At 36.4% G+C, this 22,368-nt stretch carries 17 protein-coding genes and 2 pseudogenes; 12 read left to right on the top strand and 7 right to left on the bottom strand.

Annotation, left to right across the window (positions count from 1 at the left end; all coding sequences use genetic code 11):
- The first annotated feature begins 11 nt into the window (after positions 1-11).
- Complete coding sequence (locus RZO55_RS19240; RefSeq protein WP_318065878.1) at positions 12-944, top strand: glycosyltransferase family 2 protein; 933 nt, start codon at positions 12-14, stop codon at positions 942-944.
- 115 nt (positions 945-1,059) lie between these two features.
- On the opposite strand, the gene RZO55_RS19235 is transcribed toward RZO55_RS19240, so the two are convergent.
- From RZO55_RS19235 to RZO55_RS19225, 3 genes are all read right to left on the bottom strand, one after another.
- Positions 1,060-2,892, bottom strand: coding sequence for a GH25 family lysozyme (locus RZO55_RS19235; RefSeq protein WP_318065877.1), 1,833 nt, complete (start codon positions 2,890-2,892; stop codon positions 1,060-1,062).
- Between the two features lie 118 nt (positions 2,893-3,010).
- On the bottom strand, positions 3,011-4,108 hold the full coding sequence (locus tag RZO55_RS19230) for a PspC-like choline-binding domain-containing protein (RefSeq protein ID WP_318065876.1): 1,098 nt from the start codon (positions 4,106-4,108) through the stop codon (positions 3,011-3,013).
- 119 nt (positions 4,109-4,227) lie between these two features.
- Positions 4,228-6,054 (bottom strand): phosphotransferase, encoded by a 1,827-nt coding sequence (locus tag RZO55_RS19225; protein WP_318065875.1) that lies wholly within the window; start codon positions 6,052-6,054, stop codon positions 4,228-4,230.
- Between the two features lie 468 nt (positions 6,055-6,522).
- Between RZO55_RS19225 and RZO55_RS19220 the strand changes: the two genes are divergently transcribed.
- The gene (locus RZO55_RS19220) at positions 6,523-8,154 is read left to right on the top strand and encodes a PspC-like choline-binding domain-containing protein (RefSeq protein ID WP_318065874.1); all 1,632 of its coding nucleotides are present in this window, start codon (positions 6,523-6,525) and stop codon (positions 8,152-8,154) included.
- A gap of 229 nt (positions 8,155-8,383) precedes the next feature.
- Here the strand turns inward: RZO55_RS19220 and RZO55_RS25955 are convergent, their stop codons facing one another.
- Entirely contained in the window at positions 8,384-8,476 is a 93-nt protein-coding gene (locus tag RZO55_RS25955; protein WP_318065873.1) for a transposase, read from the bottom strand.
- Between the two features lie 371 nt (positions 8,477-8,847).
- On the opposite strand from RZO55_RS25955, the gene RZO55_RS19210 reads away from it, so the two are divergent.
- A complete protein-coding gene (locus RZO55_RS19210) occupies positions 8,848-10,392 on the top strand; it encodes an O-antigen ligase family protein (protein WP_318065872.1) in 1,545 nt (514 codons plus the stop codon).
- A gap of 201 nt (positions 10,393-10,593) precedes the next feature.
- On the opposite strand, the gene RZO55_RS25950 is transcribed toward RZO55_RS19210, so the two are convergent.
- Complete coding sequence (locus RZO55_RS25950) at positions 10,594-10,785, bottom strand: transposase (protein ID WP_318065985.1); 192 nt, start codon at positions 10,783-10,785, stop codon at positions 10,594-10,596.
- Positions 10,786-11,009: 224 nt separating this feature from the next.
- Positions 11,010-12,142, bottom strand: a pseudogene (locus RZO55_RS19200) (IS3 family transposase).
- A 256-nt stretch (positions 12,143-12,398) separates the two neighbouring features.
- Here RZO55_RS19200 and RZO55_RS19195 point away from each other — a divergent pair.
- The 3 genes from RZO55_RS19195 (at position 12,399) to istB (ending at position 14,533) form a co-directional block, all read left to right on the top strand.
- Entirely contained in the window at positions 12,399-12,647 is a 249-nt protein-coding gene (locus RZO55_RS19195; protein WP_318065871.1) for a hypothetical protein, read from the top strand.
- A gap of 90 nt (positions 12,648-12,737) precedes the next feature.
- Positions 12,738-13,802 (top strand): Mu transposase domain-containing protein, encoded by a 1,065-nt coding sequence (locus RZO55_RS19190; protein ID WP_318065870.1) that lies wholly within the window; start codon positions 12,738-12,740, stop codon positions 13,800-13,802.
- Entirely contained in the window at positions 13,799-14,533 is a 735-nt protein-coding gene (gene istB, locus RZO55_RS19185) for an IS21-like element helper ATPase IstB (RefSeq protein WP_318065869.1), read from the top strand. The genes RZO55_RS19190 and istB overlap by 4 nt, the downstream gene beginning before the upstream one ends.
- A 5-nt stretch (positions 14,534-14,538) precedes the next feature.
- On the opposite strand, the pseudogene RZO55_RS25945 reads toward istB, so the two are convergent.
- Positions 14,539-14,910, bottom strand: a pseudogene (locus RZO55_RS25945) (transposase); the annotation flags it as partial.
- Between the two features lie 499 nt (positions 14,911-15,409).
- Here RZO55_RS25945 and RZO55_RS19175 point away from each other — a divergent pair.
- The 6 genes from RZO55_RS19175 (at position 15,410) to RZO55_RS19150 (ending at position 22,317) form a co-directional block, all read left to right on the top strand.
- Entirely contained in the window at positions 15,410-16,765 is a 1,356-nt protein-coding gene (locus RZO55_RS19175) for an exopolysaccharide biosynthesis polyprenyl glycosylphosphotransferase (protein WP_318065867.1), read from the top strand.
- A 37-nt stretch (positions 16,766-16,802) separates the two neighbouring features.
- The gene (locus RZO55_RS19170; protein WP_318065866.1) at positions 16,803-17,759 is read left to right on the top strand and encodes a glycosyltransferase; all 957 of its coding nucleotides are present in this window, start codon (positions 16,803-16,805) and stop codon (positions 17,757-17,759) included.
- 49 nt (positions 17,760-17,808) lie between these two features.
- Positions 17,809-19,230, top strand: a complete 1,422-nt coding sequence (locus RZO55_RS19165) for an ABC transporter permease (protein ID WP_318065865.1) — start codon at positions 17,809-17,811, stop codon at positions 19,228-19,230.
- A gap of 10 nt (positions 19,231-19,240) precedes the next feature.
- The gene (locus RZO55_RS19160; protein ID WP_318065864.1) at positions 19,241-19,975 is read left to right on the top strand and encodes an ABC transporter ATP-binding protein; all 735 of its coding nucleotides are present in this window, start codon (positions 19,241-19,243) and stop codon (positions 19,973-19,975) included.
- A gap of 90 nt (positions 19,976-20,065) precedes the next feature.
- Positions 20,066-21,160, top strand: a complete 1,095-nt coding sequence (locus tag RZO55_RS19155) for a DegT/DnrJ/EryC1/StrS family aminotransferase (RefSeq protein ID WP_318065863.1) — start codon at positions 20,066-20,068, stop codon at positions 21,158-21,160.
- 11 nt (positions 21,161-21,171) lie between these two features.
- Positions 21,172-22,317: a glycosyltransferase gene (locus tag RZO55_RS19150; protein ID WP_318065862.1), complete on the top strand. Its 1,146-nt coding sequence runs from the start codon at positions 21,172-21,174 to the stop codon at positions 22,315-22,317.
- The last annotated feature ends 51 nt before the right edge of the window (positions 22,318-22,368 follow it).

Raw genomic sequence — 22,368 nt, 5'->3', positions numbered from 1 at the left:
GGAGCAGATTAATGAAAAAGACATTATCGGTCGTTGTATCATGTTACAATGAAGAGCTGGCGCTTAACCAGTTCTATGAGGAAACGGCCACTATTTTGAAAAAACTGAGCTGGGACTATGAGCTTATCTTTGTAAATGATGGCAGTCAGGATCAGACGCTTTCTGTACTTAACCGTCTCTCCCAGTTGGATGAGCAGGTAAAGGTGATCAGCTTTTCCCGTAATTTTGGACATGAAGCAGCCATGATAGCAGGCCTGGATTACAGTCAGGGCGACGGAATAGTGTGCATGGATGCAGATTTACAGCACCCGCCCCAATACCTTCCTGAGATTGTAAAAAAACTGGAAGAGGGCTGTGATGTGATCAATATGGTCCGTACCAGGAATGAATCAGCCGGCTGGTTTAAGAACTTTGCATCTGCCGCCTTTTACCGCCTGATCAATGTTCTTTCAGATGTAAAATTCGAGCCCAATGCTTCCGATTTCTTTGCCATATCTGGAAAAGCGTCAAAGGTTCTGAAAGATAATTACAGGGAAAAGGTCCGCTTTCTGAGAGGATATGTACAAAACATCGGATTTACCAGAACAACCATCGAATATGAAGCCAGAACCCGGGTTGCAGGAGAAAGCAAATACAGTATTAAAAAATTAATTGCATTTTCTGTAAACACCATCATGTGTTTTTCCAATCTGCCTTTAAAGCTTGGGATTTATGCCGGCTGTGGAGCCGGGATACTTGGAATTGTAATGATGATCTATACCATATGGAGCTGGGCGAGAGTGGGAACACCAAGCGGGTATGCCACAATTATCGTGCTGATATGCTTTATGTTTGCAGTTCTGTTTCTGATTGTCGGAATTATTGGAAACTATATTGCGATCCTGTTTGCAGAATTAAAAGACAGGCCGATTTATATTGTGGAAGAGACGAAAAACATTCATTGATTCCTTTTTTCCGAATGCTATAATACACATAGGATAGTTTATGTTCCCGAGAGAGGGAAACTTGATGACTTAAAAAGGTCTGGGCGGTATTACCTCCCAGACCTTTTCTAATGAATTATTTATGCATTCCTATTCCCGGTCCGATCTCGCCGCCCGGAGCAGTTTCGCTTACAGTTCCTGAATTACCTGTATCTGCACTTTCTGTTTGTGCAGGAGTGCTTTCCGCTGGGGCATCAGGCGTTGTGACAGGCTGTGTATCTCCTGTAGTCTCCTGAGGTGTTTCTACAGGAGTGAGTGAGCAGACACCGCTTGCATCTGCCGTATAGGAGACGTCACCTACTGTAAATGTTTCTGATGCCTTCATCCTGCCGTCAGATGGATTCAGATAATACTGTTTGCCATCTACCGTTATCATGCCTGAAGACATAGCTCCGCTTTCTGCGAAATAATACCAGCTGCCGTCTACCTGTCTCCAGGCAACGGTCATCTTGCCTGATGAGTTGCTTAAATAATACTTTGCGCCCTTATCATCAAGCCATCCTGACTGCATCTTACCATCTCCAGCCAGGTAATACCAGTTTCCATCAGGATTGACCCAACCGGTGCTCATATTACCATTGGTATTGAAATAATACCATCTGTTATCCAGCTGCTTCCAGCCAGTCGCTGCACTGCCGTCTTCTGTCATGAAATATTTGACCATTCCATCTGTATGCCAGCCCGTTGCCATTGATCCGTCATTATTTAAATAATAACGTTTGTTATTTAAATCAATCCACCCGGTTGCCATCACACCGCTGTCCTGTAAAAAATAGCGTTTTCCGCTATAATCCAGCCATCCTGTCTTCATATGTCCGTTGGTTTCATTCATATAATAATGCTGGTCGTTTAAATCCACCCAGCCAGTCGCCATGGTACCGTCCGAATTTAAATAATATTTCGCGCCGTTATCCATCAGCCATCCGGTATTCATGGAGCCGCCTGCATTAAAATAATACCATTTATCAGAAAGATCTTTCCAGCCTGTAAACATCCGTCCGCTGGAATCATCCAGGTAATAACGCTGTCCGTCCTTGTCAAACCAGCCGGTAGAAGGCTGTCCCTCATTATTCATATAGAACCAGCCTGTTCCGTCGTTGATCCAGGTGTCCTTCTGCATGGAGTAATTTTGATAATAATAGGTCTTTCCGCCGATGGTTCTCCATAAATTGCCTGGCAGCTTTGGCGTCAGATCCTGATATAGAAAATCAATGTCCACATTGCCGTTAATTCCCTGAATCTGTCCGGTACTTGTAACCTGCCACATAACCGGATTCTGGAACGTATGCTTTGCCTCATAGCGGGCAACCCATATATCATAATTCATCTGGGATAAGTCAATCTTATTTGCCAGCCAGTAATCATTGGCATAAACAAGCGGATGGTAACCGGCCTCTTTGATGCGGTCACAGAATGCATTGATCACCTGGCTTACCTGATAAGGTGGGAGAGTTCCCAGTGTGGAGCTATCCTCCGCATCAAAGGCGATGGGAAAGGAAATGGGGTAGTCCTTAACAAGATCCAGCACAAAATCCGCCTCTGCCCTTGCCATATCCGGAGTGGTAGCAAGAGAATAGATATAGGCACCTACCTTCAGACCTGCAGCTGAGGCACCCTGAACATTTGTATGGAAATTAGGATCAATCACACCCTTGGAACGGGTTCCGAGCATAACAAAACTGACGTCATTGGCGGCAACCGCTGTCCAGTCCACAACACCCTGCCATCTGGAGACGTCAATGCCTCTTGCAATTGCTTCATTGATGTTGGTGCCGTCTTTTAACTGATAGCATCCGTTCACTCGTTCATAAAGCGCTGCCTGGGTATTCATGGCAGGACAGAAGCCCATTCCGATCAGGGCACTGAGTGCAGCAGCGGTAAAACGCATACCGATTTTTGTAAATCTCAAAGTATTATCCTCCTTTATATCTGAAGTATTTAAAAATTCCTATGTACAAAAAAGACGAAAAATAAGTGCAGGCATCTGCCAAACGTGCAGATACCCACACAGAATTACCATTTAGATATCAGCCAGGTCCGCTGGTCAATCCTGGTGATAGCTGATAAGTATTGCCTCCGGAAGGATTGGAGGTCCCGCCAGGGGTATCATTGGACTGACTGGTGGGTGGGCTGCTTAAATTGTCCGCTCCTGATGAGGAACCGCCCGGTCCTGCAGAATTGGTGGAAGAGCCGCCTCCAGGGGCAGAGCTGTTGCTTTCAGTACTACCCGGTGCATTGCTATTACCGCCCGTTGTTCCCCCGGGAGTACCGGAAGAGCCATTCTGATATGCTCCATTGGAACCAAAGCTGTAGCTCTTACCATCTATGGTGAGCGTGGTATTTGCTGCCATCTTGCCGGAAGATGGGTCAAGGTAGTAATAAACCCCTGAGAGCTGAATCCAGCCAGTAGTCATATGTCCTGAATCACTGAAATAATAGTAGGCTCCGTCAATCTGTTTCCAGCCATGAGCCATCTTTCCATTGCTGGTATCCATATAGTACTTGTTGGTACCATCGCTGAGCCATCCGGTCATCATCTTTCCTAATACAGATTTAGAATCCGCATTGAGATAATAATAGGCATTGTCAATCTGCTTCCAGCCAGTTACCATCTTACCGTCAGTTCCGAAATAGAACCAGTCATTGCCGACCTGACCCCATCCGATGGTGCAGGTGCCGTCTTCTTTAAAATAGAACCAGCCGTTGTCCATCTCTCTCCAGCCGGTAGCCATAGCTCCGTCACCCTTCATATAATAATAATTGCTGCCAATCTTTAACCAGCCTTTTACAAGAACTCCCGTATCGTCCATGAGATAGTAGTATTTACCGCCGTCCTTGATCCACTTGGTAGCCATGGCGCCATTAGAATGGAAATAATACCAGTTCCCATTGATCTGCTTCCAGCCGGTAGCCATAATGCCGGTAGTCAAATCCAGATAATAATAGGTACCGTCAGATGTCTTCACCCAGCCTTTATGGACAGATCCGTCCCCATCTAAAAATTTCCACTGGGAACCTTCCTTCACCCAGCCGTTAGCGGCCCAGGCTGTATTGGCCGGTATCAGAGCTGCGGTCCCTACAAGTCCTGCAAGCAGAAAAACCGCCATTTTCTTTCCGTATCGCATACCGTTTCTCTTCCTCCTGTTCTTGCCATATCTTTATCACACATAGGGACATTATATCATAGTGCTATTCATAATACCTAAACATTTTATTACGATTTGCAGACAAATTTCCAAAAATGTCAAAATTTTGGAAGCTCCCTGCACTTTTTATAATAGTTTTTCGCGTATCGGTACATGATTATGGTATATTCGCCAAATTCCTCTCCCAGAAAGGCTTTATAGATTGCCCAAAGGCTCCACAAAAAGCCACCCAGAGCCATGTAGGCGTAAACCGTATAACGCTCTTCTATGGAAGGCGTCCGTTCCAGATACCGTTCAATGAGCCGGTCTGTCTCCTCTTCGTTATAATAGGAATAGATTGCACACATTGAAATGTCAACAAGAGGATCGCACATGCCGGCATATTCCCAGTCAATCAGACGGACTCTGCCGTCAGCAAGAATTAAAAAATTGTCCACAACCGTGTCTAAATGAGATAGAACCTTCTGATGATCCAGGCTATCTAATTTTTTAAACAGCTCAGACATATGGGCGCGGACTTCAGGATAATCCTCAAAGGGAATGGTGCCATGTTGTTTGCAGAGATTTTCATAAAACTCAATTCGTTCCTGAAAATCAAAGCTATGGGAAACTTTAATCCCCGATTTATGAAATTCCCTTACAAGATCCATACAGCGTCCGATCTCCTCAAAACTGTCCGGGTTGGCATTGTGGGCACCTTCATAAAATTCCGCAATCTTGTATCCTGTTTTTCCGTCAAAGTAAATTACCTTTTCCGTTATATCATAGGAAGCAAGTGCATCATAGACCGTTTTTTCCTGCTGTCTGTTAATCAGCATCTCTGTACCCGGGCCTGGAATCCGGCAGATATAATGCCGTCCTTTAATCCTAAATAAAAAGGATTTGTTTGTCATACCCGCTTTTAAGCAGCGGATTTCCGTGATTTCAGACTCCTTAACTGAGAAAACTTTAGATATCAGTTCAAGAGCTTCGTTGTCAGAACGGTGCTGATACTTAATATCAAATAACCGCAGTTCCTCCAGGTTCTCAAATTCATAAACTTCATCAGCTGGTCTCCGGTTAATATATATTTCAATCTCGCGCCCAGCTTCAGAAAGATCAGGAAGCCGTTTTCCAGCCTCCCCTGAGAGCATTTCGATTAAAACATTTTCCCAGTAGAACTGCTCGGTTCCAGGAAGCTGATAATAGGCTTCTAAAACAGGCAGAAACTGCTCTGAGAATGATTTCGATAAATATACAGGTCCGTACATGACCCATTTGTCCTCACCGCCGACCGTTACATTTAAAATGCGTCCCTTCTTATTAAAGTCAAAACACCATTCAGAAGTTTCTCCTTCCATATAAGAGGAAGAGTACCAGGCGCCCCCTTCGCAGGCGTGATACATGTTATGGCGCATCCAGTTATCGGAGGAAAGGAGATACATATTTCGGTTTTTAAATAAATCCATGGCGTGATAGATGGTAGCCAGCGTATTCTTTTTGGAATATTCCGGATTATAAAGAAGCTTAACCTGATATTTATCAATAAGGTATTCAAATTTCTCCTTCAGATAGCCAACTGCGATTGTGATATCAAAGATACCTGCTTCGTGTAGCTGCCTGATCTGACGTTCAATCATGCGTTCCCCAAATACTTCTAAAAGTCCTTTGGGGGTCTCAAAGGTCAGCGGAACGAAGCGGGAACCAAAGCCGGCGGCAATAATCACGGCACCATCCACCTTGTGATTGTTTAGAAGAGCCTGTCCCGCAGGAAGCAGTTCATAGGATTCGTTTTCTTTGCCAGGTGCAATCAGTTCCTTTTCGATGCAGTCCTTTACCAGACTGTTTGCTGTGCCAAGGGATACCATAAGCTCCTGAGAGATCTCTCTTTGAGTGACTGCCGGGTTCTCCAGAATAAGGCGGCATATAATAACGTTACGATTCATAGATGTATATCCTCCATATAAGAAATTGTGTTTAATAGGCTGTTCAAAAATATAATAGCATGTACTCAATATGAACATTATACCATTGAACTGGTAAAAATCAAGAGAGGAATGACAGTATAGAAGGGGCTGGAAATGTGGTTGAAATAGTGTTTTTTATGAAAAAATGTTGCTTATGTATTTTTAAAATACAATTTATCCTAAAAAAAACCATTTCGTAATATTTATGTAAGAAAATGAACAGAGAAATGTTATAGCATTTTTACAAAAAATGTATTATACTGTTCCATGTGATGGAGGAATTGATAGCTTCTTCCGGAATTGTTAATATTTTTTTGAATATGCAAATTATGCAAAAAAAGTAAAAAAAGTATTGATAATTTCCATTATAGGAAGTATAATTACCTCGTAATGCTATTAGGAATTTCAGAAAGTATTTCAAAAAGAAAAAAGGAGAGTGCATTAATTATGAGAAAGCAGACTAAATTAGTTGCTGTTTTATCTACAGCAGCACTGCTGGCAGTAGGCGCTTCCATGACCTCTTTCGCAGCTACTGGCTGGCAGGAAGAAAACGGTACATGGGTGTACTATGACAGAAGCGGAGACTTAGAGACAGAGAAGTGGGAAAAATCAGGTGATAACTGGTTCTACTTAAACGATGACGGTGAAATGTCTACCGATATGCTCGTTGAGTACAAAGATAACTTCTATTATGTAGACGATAACGGCGCTATGGTAACTAATAAATGGGTTTCTGTAGAGAATGAAGATTATGACGGCGAAGATGAGCCAGCTAATTATTGGTATTATTTCGGAACCAATGGTAAAGCTTATACTGGCAGCAGCGAGAAAGCGTCCTTCAAGACTATCAATGGCAAGAAGTACACTTTTGATGAAGATGGCAAAATGCAGTATGGCTGGCTTGATGAGAACGGTAAGAGAAACACAGCTGATGATGCATGGAAAAATGCTGATTACTACTGTGGAGACGAGAACGATGGTTCACAGGCTATAGGTTGGAAATACCTTGCAATCACTGATGAAGATTTTGATGTAGATAATGTTGAACCTAACTTCTCCAGTGGAAACGTATTTGATGATGAAGATCAGACTCGTTGGTTCTACTTCAAATCTAACGGTAAAAAGGTATATGATAAAGATGGAGAAGGCATTAACGGTAAGAAATACAGCTTCGATATGTATGGTAGAATGAATGCTGAATGGGTTACTAAGAAAGATGCAACTCCTGGTTCAGCATCCACTAGTGAGTGGAGATATTTCAATTCTCCTGAAGATGGAGCTAGAGTAACTAAGGGTTGGTTTAAGGTAGTGCCTGATAAACTTCTTGATGCAGATGACTATGATGATGATTCAGATGCTTGGTTCTATGCAGATGGTAAAGGTTCTATTTACGCTAACAAGATCAAGGAAATCAACGGAAAGAGATATGTGTTTGATGATAAAGGCAGAATGAAGGACGGCTTTAGACTGATCAAATTAGGCGATAGCTCTACTGATGTTGCAGAAATCCGCGGACTTGATGGCAAGATTGACGATGATGCTGATAAGACAGTAGTTGATACTAAGGATGATTTCTATGCTCATATCAATGAATGGTTAAAGGCAGAATATAGACTGTATAATTTCGGTAGTGGCGATGATGGAGCTATGAAGACCGGAAAACAGACTCTTTCTCTTGATGGCGAGAGCTTTACATTTAACTTAGGTAAATCTGGTTCTTCCAGAGGAGCTGGTAAAAACGAAATTGATAACGATAAGGTTTACATGGGTGGTATGCTGTTAAAGGCTGACAAGGATGAAAAGTATGCAGTAGTTAAGATCGATACTGTAGACGGTAAAGATTACTACTCACTTTTAGATTCAGAGACATTCATTCGTGATTATACTAAGTCTGATGAAGCAACAGGAAATGAAGACTCAGCATATGTTATTGATGAAAGTAAAACAGATGGTGCAGACTTTAAGTTAATCAACACTGCTGGTTCAGTTCAGTCTAGCAAGTCAGCTGCAAAAGATGGTGAAGACAACTACTTCAAGGTAAAATCTGAAAAAATTGAAAGAATTTATACTAAAAAATAATTCATGATATAATTTAGTTTTATAAAATCCATTAGTTAAGGTGAGGTTCATATGAACCTCACCTTAACGGTTATTTGTCAATAGTTGGGGGTGGGATTCTCATGAATCCCACTCTCTACTTACGTTTAGAGCTGTTTCAATGGTTCATTCTACTGTAAGCTGTTTTTGGGCATGGCGAATAGCCTCCATATCCCGACCGTTTTTTATGAAATACAATGAAGTAGATAGCTTATGTGACCTGACGAATGAAATGATACTTGTTCATAATGATTTTTGCGTTTGGGAAGAAGGTTCTGGATAGATCCACATAGGGAAGCCACATGTCGCATACAAAGAATCAGTAAGGATTGAAACCTGCTCGAGAGAAAAAGTCTGTCGAAGAAGAAATATAACATAAAAATCCAGTTTCCTTGTTCTGTGGTAATAGGAAGAAAAAAAGAATAGTGATCTAAAAATCTTTTTCCGCAGGAGGAACAGAGATTGTTTTGCAACCACAACAAGGACAGGACGTAGCTTGTTTCTACCTTAGTAATGTAGATATAGATCTCTGCATTAGTTTTCCAATAGTAAACATGGATCTTATAGGAAAAGTTGATATAAAGTAAATTAAATGTTATACTATTATTCGAAACATTTTAAAATATGTTATTTTAAGATAGTAGCGGAAAAATTTAAAGAGAGGAAATTTAGAAGATGAAAGAATTAAATGATGAGATCCATAATGTTGAGGAGAAGAGTACATTTATTCATATTCTTTTAAGTGCATATATGGTACTGATAGGTGCAGGCCTTCCTTTGGTTGTTAGAAATAAATATTTTGATATACTTGTTGATAAATATTACTATTATTGTTTTTTAACTATAACTTTAAGTGTACTATTACTTGGCTATTTCATTGTGCATATAAAAGAAAAAACATACGTTAAAGTATTCCAACGATTAACGAAAACTGATTACTTTTTATTTGCGTTTTTAATTATTGCAGGATTATCAACCGTTACATCGGATTATGTTTTTGAATCATTCTGGGGTAATGAAGGAAGACTTACAGGTTTTTTCTTAATGCTTTGGTATGTTGTATCTTTTTTTCTCATTAGCAAACTTTCTCGTTTTAATAAGTGGTATATAGATATTATTATAATATCTGGTATTATTGTTTCTATTTTTGGAATAACTGATTACTTTAAATTAGATATCTTTGGATTTAAAGCACCGATGGTAGATAGTCAAAAAGATATTTTCACTTCGACGATCGGGAACATAAATACCTATACGGCTTATGTAGGAATGATTGCTGCCATTACCACTGTTTTATTCTCATCAGTTCAACAAAAGAAAAAGCTGATATTTTATTATTTGGGTATGGTGATAACCTTTTTTGCACTTATTATGGGTACTAGTGATAATGCTTATCTTTCTCTAGGAGCTTTATTTGCCTTTTTACCATTATACTTATTTAACAATAATGTCGGCATAAAGAGATATATTGCTATTTTGGCAACCTTTTTTACTGTAATTCAAATTATTGGGTTGTTAAATAGATATTTTGGAGAGTATGTCCTTTCTATAGATAGCTTTTTTCAACTACTGATAGGACTAAAGGGGGGCGTTGGAATTACAATAGGCTTATGGTTGATTGTAGTATTTTGGCATATTATCGAGAAATATAAAAATATAGGAACTATTGATTTTGGAAAGGTACCGCAGAGACTATGGGCATTATTTTTATTACTCTGCTTTTTAATAATTGTATATATTATCTTTGATTGTAATTTTAAAGGAAATGCTGGACGCTATGGTTCGATGGCATCATTTTTTGTGTTTAATGATGATTGGGGCACACATAGAGGATATATATGGAGGAATGCTATAGAATGTTACTGGCACTTATCTCCATGGAAGAAGTTGGTTGGATATGGTCCTGAAACATTTGGCATTTTAATTTTACAGAAAACGGCTAATAATCCATATCAGGAGTTATTTGATAGTGCTCATAATGAGTATCTTCATTTATTAACAACGGTAGGAATAGCTGGATTAATATGTTATTTAGGTTTTATAGTTAATGTGATTAAAAGAGGGATTAACATTGGGAGAAAGAATGCTTATGTTATGGCAGCGTTATATGGGATTCTATGTTATAGTATACAAGCAATCGTTAATTTAAATCTTCCCATAGTGACACCGATTTTTTGGCTTCTGGCAGGAATTAGTGCTTCGTATTACAAAGATAAATAAGAAAATAATTAAAAAATTTACACCAATATAATAACGGCCTGATTAGAATACATTGAATTATTTTGGCTCTTTGTCAATAGTTGGGGTGGTATTCCTATGAATCCCACTCCCTACTTACGTTTAGAGCTGTTTCAATGGTTCTTTCTACTGTATACTGTTTTTGAGCATGCCAAATAAACCTCCATATCCCGACCTTTTTTTCTATGATGTACAATGAAGTATCTGGGTCCGGAACCGGTTAAAGTTCCGAATTCCATAAGAACTTCGTTTTAATACTTTAATCTTATTATTAAATCCTTCTGTGACACCGTTTGTAATGCCATATTTAAAGGCATTTAAGATTTCTTTTCTCCAAGACTGGAACGTTTTTGCGCATTTTTTGAATTCTTTAATACCGCATCCTTTTGCATTAGAAATCTAATCATCGAATTCCTGCTGTTGCTTACGATAGGATTTTAGCTGGCTGATGTCATAGAACCATTCTTTCATCATATGCGCCAATCGTAGGTCATCACTATACTGGAGCATCAGATCACAGGCTTGTTTGTTGTTTAGTGTAAAATAAAACTGTAACGGAATGCAATCCCAAAGTGTAACACTGGATTGTCAACAGTTTTCTAGACAATTTTTTTAAGGGTAATCATTCGATACTTCACAGGTGTTAAGTATCCCAGTGAAGAATGAATCCTGTGGTTATTGAACCAGTTTACATAATCAGCCAATTCAATCTGAAGATGATACAAACTGCTAAATGTCTAGTTCCTGACAAACTCTGTTTTAATTATTTTAAATATTGCTTCTGCAACTGCATTATCATATGGACACCCCTTATGGCTGAGAGAGTGCTGTATTTCAAATGCTTTCAGAGTTTCATCAATCGTCTGATTCTTGAATTCGTTACCGCGATCTGTATGAAATATCTGGATATCATTCAGATTCCCTTTTACGGATTGAAATGCCTGTTTTACAAGGTCTGCTGTTTTGTTGCGACCGGCACTGTAACCAATTATTTCTCTATTAAAGAGGTCAACAAGCACACATATATAGCTCCAGCTCATGCCGACTCTTACATATGTTAGGTCACTTACAACAATATTTCTATATGGTAATTGATTAAACTGACGATCAACGATATTTTCGATTTTTGATTCGTTGCAGGTATCTTTATGCGGACGGAACTGAGCAGTCGTATAACTTGAAACAAGTCCTTCCTGTTTCATGATCCTTCCGATGCGGCGGCGGGAAGCAATCAGATTCCTATCCTTTAAATCGGATTTTATTTTCCGAGTCCCGTAATTGCGGCGGCTCGCCTTAAATATATCAATTATGTTTGCTGTCAGTTCAGTTTCGTCTTGCTTTGCTTTTGCTTCATAGTAATAAGTACTTCTTGGAATTTGTAGGACTCTACACATTGCTGAAACAGAGTATTTGTGGGCATTTGCCTTGATCACATTTACTTTCGTCCTAAGATCAGCACTGCTTGCTTTAAAATATCGTTCTCCATCTTAAGCTGCTGGTTTTCCTTGCGAAGCCTAAGCAGCTCGGTATCTTTTGTAGAACGGTTATCTTTTTCTTTAAAGGAACCACTGTTATTAGCCTGAGCGATCCATTTATCAAGGAGTGAGCTTGCAATATCATATTCTCTGATAATATCGCATTTTCTTTTGCCACCTCGATAGAGATCAACGATTTGTTGTTTTAATTCGGGTGTAAATGTACGACGGGGTCTTGGTTCTTTGTTTTTAGACATAGGGCATCATCCTTTCCTTATTAATACTATCATATATGCCCTTAAAATTTCTGTCTAGTTAATTGTAGCCGATCCACACTCCCTGTATCAAAAAATCCATTGTAACACCCTTCCAAATCCATTATCCTTATGTTTGACGAGAACCTAAGGAGGAAGAAAGGAATGTTATCAATGGATGATATCAAGTATATCAAACGTCTCTACGAAAGTGAAGGGATTTCTATCCGGAAAATCATGCGCCGAACAGGCTATCACTATGAAACTGTCAAAAAATACCTGGATATGGAGGACTTCAATGAGCCTCTTCATCCACCAAAGGATTCATCCACTGAAGCCTGTCATAGATCAATGGCTCCTTGATGATTTAAAAGCACCACGTAAACAACGTCATACTGCAAAGCGTGTGTTTGAAAAGTTGCAGGATGAATACCCTCAAATGCTTGAGGTAAAACTCCGCACCGTTCAGTATTATGTATCACAAAAGAAAAAGGAATTTTTTCATTGACAGCAGAAAGCATATCTTCCGCTGTATCATCCGCCAGGTGAGGCACAGATAGACTTTGGACATTTCTCTTATATCAATAATTCTGGAGAAATGACGGATGCATTGAAACTGACGATGTCATTTCCCCTCAGCAATCATTCCTACTGTCAGATATTTGGTGGCGAGAACCAGCAATGCCTGCTCCAGGGAATGAGAAATATCTTTGAATACATGGGCAAAGTTCCTTACAGGATTGTTTTTGATAATCTCTCCAGTGCAGTAGCACATATGGGGAAGGGACACAACCGAGTGCTGACAGAAGGTTTCAAGTGTTTTATGGCACACTATAAGTTTGAAGCAGCATTTTGTAACGGTGCTGCTGGATGGGAAAAAGGTAATGTCGAAAACAAAGTTGGTTACGAACGCAGAAACATGTTCGTACCAGTTCCAACAATCCTTGATTTTTTTCAGTTTAATCAGGGGCTTTTCGAAGTATGTAACAAAGATGCAAAGCGTAATCACTATGTTAAAAATGTTCCAATCGAATCCCTGTTTCAAGAAGAACAGGCGCAGATACTTCCACTGAATGAAGTCCCGTATGAAGTCTTCCTGATTGAACCACGTAAAGCTGATAATTATGCAAAGGTAACCTTTGACAATAATCTTTACTCTTCATCACCTAAGTATGCACAGGAAAATGTATACGTAAAAGCTTCCAGTTACAAAGTGTGGATTTTAAACCAGTCCTATGAAATTATCATGGAACATAAAAGGCTTTATGGAAACGGTCTTCAATCAATGAAGTGGCTTCCGTACATAGACTTAATGTCCAAATGCCCTGGTGCCTTAAAATATACAACCTTCTATCAGGAGCTACCAGACAACTGGCAGAAATATCTTGGAAAACAGAATACCGAGGGCAAACGAAAAGGCCTGACCTCTTTATATACAATGCTGCAGAAACACGATATACGTACTGCAGAGAGTGCACTTGCATTTGCAATCAGCAATGGAGTAAGTGATGCAGACAGTGTCCTTGCTGCATACAGGTCTCTCACGTCGCAAGTGCAGCAATTGCAACCAATGCAATTAAATGCAGTCATATCCATGCCTAGTTTTGCAACGAATAACGCAAGATATGATGACCTCTTCAGACAGGAGGTATGTTCCTTATGAAAGATCAGATATATGAATGCTGCAAGGAACTGCGTCTGAGCATAACCTTCGCTGAAAACGCATTATCCATGTCTGGCGATACCTATCAGGATTATCTCCTTAAAGTTTTGAGGGCTGAACTTGATTACCGTAACAACAAGCGAAAAAAACTGCATCTAAAGCAGGCAGGATTTGATAATATAAAAACATTTGAAGGATATGATTTTCGTAACATCATCATTCCAAACACAACAAGTATTGATGGAATCAGAACACTTGAATTTATGGACCGAAATGAAAACCTGATTCTCTATGGCAGGAATGGAGCAGGTAAAAGCCATATGGCAACTGCCATAGGCGTAGAAGCCTGCATGCAGGGAAAAAAAGCACGGTTTTACAAAACTGCCACGCTGGTAAATGAATTGACAGATGCAAAAGCGGACGGTTCACTTACCAAACTTCTAAAACGTCTCAGTAAGCTTGATCTGCTAATCTGTGACGAGTGGGGATATCTTCCGTTTGACGCGGAAGGTTCCCAGTTATTATTTCAGGTAATTGCAGACTGTTACGAGAAACGCAGCCTGATTATTACAACAAATATAGAATTCAGTAAATGGAATGGAATCTTCTATGATGATCAGCTGACAGCGGCACTTATCGACCGTCTGGTTCATCACAGCCACCTCATCGTTTTTGACAGAGACAGATGGAAATTTGAACATTCACTGATGAAAGATTCAGCAACTAAATAAACTCTCTAGGGTGTTACATTTTTTCTTTGCACTTTGTTACACTTTTGGGTTGCAAAAAACAGTTTGTTCTCATCTTTCAGCTTTCTATATCGGGTCAAAATCAGTTTCCGGCTTCGTTTATAGTATTTTCGAAGAGAAGCCGGCATGGATTTCTGGAGCCGTTTACGAACATTTTCGATAGTCTATGTGACCTGACGAATAAAATGATACTTGTCCACGATAATCTTTGCGTTTGGGAAGAAAGTTCTGGCCAGCTCCACATAGGGAAGCCACATATCACAAACAAAGAACTTTACTTTCAGTCTTTCCTTTCTCGCAATGTTTCTCCAGTAATCAGCCAGATGGCTCTGAGTACGGTCTGGAAGAATATCCAGAGTCCGGTGTTTTTTAGGATCAACTGGGTTTTACTAGCTATTGGATCTGCAAAAAGTTTAAATGATTAGTAAAAAGTAGAAAATGGATCAAATTTACAAGCTATAGAGATTTTATGCTTTTTAAAGCTTTAGCAATATTTATTGATCAAGTGAACTTGTATATTCATTATATTAATATCCATGGTCGTGTATTAGCCAAGCATTTTCAAATTACTCAAGCACCATATCTCTTTCTGTATGGTGTTAAATAACTATTGTACTCAAACTGATTAACTGCATCATTAAGATGTTATTTGTCCGAGTGTTGTACTAGTTCCAACGTTGAGAGCTTGGTCATATACCTTGTTTTGGTAACTTAATACATAAAAGGAGAAAAATTCATAAAATCTTAAATAATAACAGTGCTTTTTAATTGCCATAAAGTTGTATTAACATAGAGTTATATGTTATACTAGTATGGCCTTAGAAGGTAATTTGAAAATAGTATAATAGGTGTATATGGATGAAGATCGATCAGAAATATAAAAGGTTAGTTAAATTAATATTTACATTTGGAATTACGACAATGTTAATTGTATTTTATAGTTGGACATGGATTGAATATTATAATAAAGTCATAGAATTTCCGTTTTTTAGGAGAGGGAATTGGATGATGACATTTCTTTATGGTGTAATCTTAGTTTTATTTATGAATACTTATGGTGGATATAAAGTTGGATATTTAAAAAGGGGGAATTTAATATATTCACAAATATTGGCAATTCTTTTTACTAACATATTTACATACTTACAGATTGCTGTCTTGGATAAACATTTTGTAAATCCTGTTCAATTAATAAAAATGACGGGTTACGACTTATTTGCTATTGTAATTTGGACTTTGGTTTATCAATGGATTTATACAAAAATTTTTCCACCTAGGAGAATGTTATTAGTATCAGGAAAGCGATCAGATTATCATCTTATAGAAAAAATAAATTCTCGAGAAGATAAATATGAAATATGTAAAATTATAAATATAGAAAAAGGAATTCTTTTATTAAAGCGTGAGATCATGAGATATGATGGTGTAATTATAGGGGATATTGAATCTCATGAGCGTAATATCATCTTGAAATACTGTTTTGCTAATTCGATTCGAACTTATAATGTACCTAAAATTTCAGATATTTTACTTAAAAGTTCAGTGGAATTGAATTTATTTGATTCGCCGCTTTTATTATCTAGAAATGAAGGGCTAACAATTGAGCAAGAATTTTTGAAAAGGCTTGTTGATATTTCAGGTTCATTAGTGGGGATAGTATTATTAAGTCCTCTTTTTTTTGCTATTGCTCTTTGCATAAAAGTGACAGATAATGGTCCTATTTTTTTTAAGCAATCTAGATTGACAAAAAATAATAAGGTATTTGAAATTTATAAATTTCGAACCATGATACAAGAAGCTGAAAAAGATGGAAAAGCTCGGCTGGCCACTGACGGTGATCCTAGAATATTGCCTATCGGACGTTTTCTTAGAAGAACTAGGCTAGATGAGCTTCCACAGCTATTTAATATACTTTTGGGAGATATGTCGTTAGTAGGTCCCAGACCTGAACGACCTGAATTAGCAGCAGAAATTATAAATAGCATACCTGAATTTTCATTTAGGACTAAAATTAAAGCGGGTTTAACTGGATATGCGCAAATCTATGGTAAGTATAATACGACTTCTTATGATAAGTTAAAATTAGATTTAACTTATATACGAAATTATTCATTACTTCTTGATATTAAATTGATTATAATGACGCCTAAGATTATGTTGATGAAGGAGTCTACAGAAGGTATTCAATTAGATAATGAAAGTAACATTAAGTAAAATATATCTGGATAATATTATGCAAAATAGGAAAATAATGAGAAAAACAGATGAATCAGTAGGTATAACGGTTGTAATGGCAATATATAATCCTAATTTAGTATGGTTTAATGAGTTATTGAAATCTTTAGCGAAACAAGATTTTATAAATATTGAGTGGTTGATAATGGATGATGCTTCAGATGAAATTTTATTTATGGAAGTTACAAGGTTGGTTAAATATTATGCTTCGTCTTTAAGTAAAAATATATCTTATAAAATTTTGAGGAATAAAGAAAATATTGGAAGTAATGAAACTTACCGAAAGTTAATGAGTTTAGCAAATGGAAAATATATAGCTTTTTGTGATCAGGATGATGTGTGGAAACATAACAAACTATCTTGTTTATATTATGAAATAGTTAAGCAAAATGCGGTATTAGCATATGCAGATATGACTGTTATAAATTCAGAAGGTAAACAAATAAGTGAAAGTTTTCAAAAGAAAAATAGTATATTTGGAAATATTAGTGGCAAGTATGAGACGGGTGAATTGTTAATCCGTAATCCAATTCCCGGTTGTAGTGTATTAATTAAAAAAGATATAATAGAATTTTTTAATGAAATACCTAATGGAACATACTGGGACCATTGGCTTAATATTATAGCTTCCACACAAGGCGATATAATATATATTCCTCAAAAATTAATGAAATATCGAATCCATGGAACAAATCAAACAGGGCGATTTTATAATATTAAAACTAAAAATGATTATTATGAAAATAGATTAAAACCTCTATACAGAAGAATGATTGAATTACAAAATAAAGAGATTCATTTTCAACAAGAAGAAACAATTTATGCATATATTCAAGCTCGGACAGATAAAAAGGTGGGGCAAATATGGAAAAATCGCTCTTGTAATATACTAATATCTTATTTGGAGATTTTATTAAATATACTTCCAAACTTTGTCTGTAACATTATTATCAAAATAATAAAAAAGTGGTAAAGTGAAACTAGAGATATAAAATAGAATATGAAATGATGAGGAAAATATTATGAATTATTATGTGAGAAAAATATTTCATGCCTTAATTTTTTGCCTAATTATTGCAATTGTTTTTCAATGGGCAGGAGGAGATGAATTAAAGTATAGAGCTGAAAAGACTCCTATGATAGAGTTAAATAACGTTTTGCCAGAAATAATACAAGGTACAACAATAGATCAGGAATTGACTATTAACTGTGATTCACTTGATAGAATTATTTTGACAATTTCAAATTATGGCCGAATAACAAATAAAGGCTTATTAACACTGGAATTAATAGATGGAAAAAATAGACAGGTTTTAGCTGATATAAAAGTAGACGTTTCTAATTTTAAAGCTGACCAGACTTTTACATGGAACTTAAGTAAATCGATTCTGGATATGAAAAATAAAAAGGTAATATTAAGAGCAACATCTAACAGTGAAAGTGGTAGTGGTTTATCACTATACTTCCTGCAAGATAATTTGCAGAGAGAGAATCAACTCTATTTAAATGGAGAACCTATCAATGGTGTTCTTTCGTTTAGCTTGGAAGGTAGATCTTCCTATTGGTTTGGAGTGCATTATTGGCATATAATCATAGCATTATTAGGATATATAATTTTATATTATTTAACTGCAGCATTTCAGGAAAGTCAGGGAAGGCTGTCTATGACAACTAGAATTAGTAAAATATGGAAAAGATATGAATTTTTAATTAAGCAATTAGTGTCAAGGGATTTTAAAACTAAGTATAAACGCTCTATATTAGGGTATCTTTGGAGCCTTTTAAATCCTCTCTTATCAATGGTTGTGCAATATATTGTGTTTTCGACAATATTTAGACAAGATATAGATAACTTTCCCGTTTATCTACTTTCAGGTATTGTTATGTTTAATTTTTTTGTTGATGCCGTTGGGCAGGGGCTCAACGCTATTCTTTGTAATGCAAGTCTGATTACAAAAGTGTACGTGCCCAAATACATTTATCCGGTCACAAAGGTACTATCTTGTTCAATTAATTTATTTATATCAATAATACCGTTGCTTGTTGTAATGATTATTACGGGAGAAAACTTCACTAAGGCATTGGTACTTATTGTATTTCCGCTTGCTTGGGTGCTGATTTTTAGTATTGGATTAGCGCTGATTTTGAGTGCAGCAATGGTGTTCTTTAGAGACACACAATATTTGTGGGGAATATTTAGCCTTATTTGGACATATGCGACACCATTGTTCTATCCTGCTAAAATTATTCCACCACAATATGCTTTTATATTAAAAATTAATCCCATGTATTATTATATTAGTTTTTTGAGAGAGTTACTTATTGCAGGGAGATCCCCTGGATTGTATCAGTATGTTTTGTGCTCTTTTTCTGCAATTGTTGTGTTATGTATAGGAACAATAGTATTTAAGAAAACTCAAGACAAATTTATCTTATATATTTAAGGGGAATGTTATGGGAATAATTGAAGTTAATAATGTATCAATGAAGTTTCGAATGGTTAATGATAAAGTGTTAAGTTTAAAAGAATATTTGATTGCTGTTTTACAAAGAAGATTAGTATATAAAGAGTTCTTAGCATTGGTAAATATTACTTTTTCTATTCAAAAAGGAGAAGTTGTTGGTATTATAGGCTCTAATGGAGCCGGTAAAAGTACATTGTTGAAAATTATAGCCGGTGTAATGAAACCAACTAGCGGAAGTGTTAAAATTAATGGAAACGTAGTACCAATGCTTGAACTTGGATCTGGTTTTGATCCGGAATTAAGCGGAAGGGAGAACGTATTTTTAAATGGATCTATCTTAGGTTATAGTGAAGAGTTTCTAAAATCAAAGTATCAAGAGATTTTAGAATTCTCTGAGTTGGGTGAATTTATTAATATGCCAATAAGAAATTATTCCTCAGGTATGCTTATGCGCCTTGCTTTCTCAATTGCTACTGTAGTGCAGCCAGAAATATTGATTGTAGATGAAATATTATCAGTTGGAGATGAGGGGTTCCAAAATAAAAGCAGACAGAGAATGATGGACCTAATGAGCGGAGGAACTACTGTTTTATTTGTATCTCATGACATTAAACAAATTCAAGAAATGTGTGATCGTGTGATTTGGTTGGATGAACATAAAGTTAAGATGGCTGGAGCAACAAGAGAAGTCTGTGAAAAATATAAATTATATTGGGATCATTAAATTATATATTATAATTGTTTAAATACAAAATATATCAAAAAATCATTTATTATTATGAGTTTGGTATGAAGGAAAGGAATAAGTATAATTATGAATATACCATATTACAATTTAAAAAGAATTAATGATACAGTTAATGACGAGGTTGAAAAAAGAATTAAACAAGTGATTGAGGATTGCGATTTTATCTTGGGTAAGCAGGTAAAAGAATTTGAAGAAGAATTTGCTAAATTTACAGGAGTTAAACACTGTATAGGTGTAGATAATGGACTTGACGCATTGCACATTATCTTAGAAGCATTGGATTTACCTAAAGATTCTGAAGTTATAGTACCATCAAATACATTTATCGCTACTGCACTAGCAGTAAGCTATGCTGGATTAAAGCTTGTACTCGTTGAACCAGATGAGGAAAGCATGTTGATTAACCCTAATCGCATTGAAGAAAAGATTACTGATAAAACAAGAGTAATTATGCCTGTTCATTTATACGGAACATCATGTGAAATGGATGATATAATGGAAATTTCTGAAAAATATCATTTATATGTAATAGAAGATAATGCTCAGGCTCATGGGTGTGTGTATAAAGGGAAAATGACTGGAAGCTTTGGTATTGCATCTGCAACTAGTTTTTATCCGGGAAAAAATATTGGAGCATATGGTGATGCAGGTGCAATTACCACTGATAATGATGAATTGGCGATGAAGATAAGAATGTTAATCAATTATGGCTCTGGTGAGAAATATCATCATGAATATAAAGGGTTTAATGCACGCATGGATGAAATTCAAGCGGCCGTATTAAATGTTAAAATTAAATACCTTTTGGATTGGAATGAACAAAGAAAAAAGAATGTGAATTTTTATTTTTCTCATGTACATAACGAAAAAATTCGTATGCCGATAAATAAAGAGGGGGCAGTGTGGCATATTTTTCCAGTACGCGTAGACTTAGATAAACGAGATGATTTTATGAACTATTTAGAGAATAATGGTATTACCTCGTTAATTCACTATCCAATTGCAATAGCCGAACAGAAAGCATATGCAGATGAATTAAATCCTGAAGATTATCAGATTGCTTCATTATTATCTCACCAGGTTGTATCTCTACCAATATATCCATTTATGAAAACTGAAGAACTTCAATATATCTGTAATGTTTTAAATAATTGGAAATAGGGGTATTGGAAATGAAAAAGAAACTATCTCTTGTTACCCCTTTATACAATACTGAGAGAAAATATCTTAATGATTTGATAAAGTGTATAAAGCCGTATCAAAAGGATGTTGAATGGATTCTGGTGAATGATAGCCCAGATAATATTGCATTAAAAGAAATGATTGCAGCCTTTGATTCTAGTTATATAAAAGTATTTACGCATGAGAAAAATCTTGGCATTTTTTCAGCATATACAACTGGTTTTTTAAATGCAACCGCTGAATATTGTTGTATATTGGACCATGATGATGTATATGATGCAAAAAATGTTTTAAGGGCAATAAATGAAAAACCAGATTTAATTTATACTAATGAATATAAATTTAATAAAAAAGGGAAGTCTAATAAATTTATAAAACCTGACTTTGATTTTTTGAGTACTTGTTTCTATTTTTATACCCATCACGTGACTGTGATGAAAACTGAAACTGTAAAGGATATTTTACGAGAAAAAAGTAATTCAGGAAATTACACATCATTATTTGATATACATATAACCTTAGAATATATAAGTCGTTATATTGGGAAAGATTTTAATGTAATTCATTTAAACAATGCAGATTATGGTTGGAGAATTCATAAAAATAGTACGGCAGGTAATCTGGAACAAAAGTTATCTGGATATTTTGAAAGGTTACGTAAAACTGAAGAATTTTTTAGAGTAATAGGTGAATATCCAATGCTGAATATTCATAGAAATATAGGATATATAGTCGAAGCGGATTTTATGTCAGTGTATGATTTGGTTAGATACCCTTTAAAATTTGAAGACTTTGTTGATTATTTTAAAAAGTTTAAAAAAATAAATACGAAAAATAAAAGCATACGTTTTGAACACAACGACTATTCCATTACAGAATGGAAATATTTTTACAGAATGTTATTTAAGATTCCAGCCCAATATTTGATAAAACAGAACTGTATACACTTTTTTGTTCCTGATTTTGATAAACGTAAATTAGTGTCTCCAAAAAATTTCAAACTATATCCACCTGGAGTTCCATTTATGGTAAAAATAGCGATAAGTGAGATTAATAGTCAACATATTGGTGGAATGTGGATTAATTTAGATAATTCTGAGAAAAAAGATTTTGTATATGCAATAATTAGAAAGTGATGATATAGTGGTAGTTATGTACTAGTGATATAAAATTTGTATTGTTACAGA

This window comes from Clostridium boliviensis, from assembly GCF_033342255.1.
Lineage (GTDB): Bacteria > Bacillota > Clostridia > Lachnospirales > Lachnospiraceae > Lacrimispora > Lacrimispora boliviensis.
This window is presented reverse-complemented; position numbering and strand designations above follow the sequence as displayed.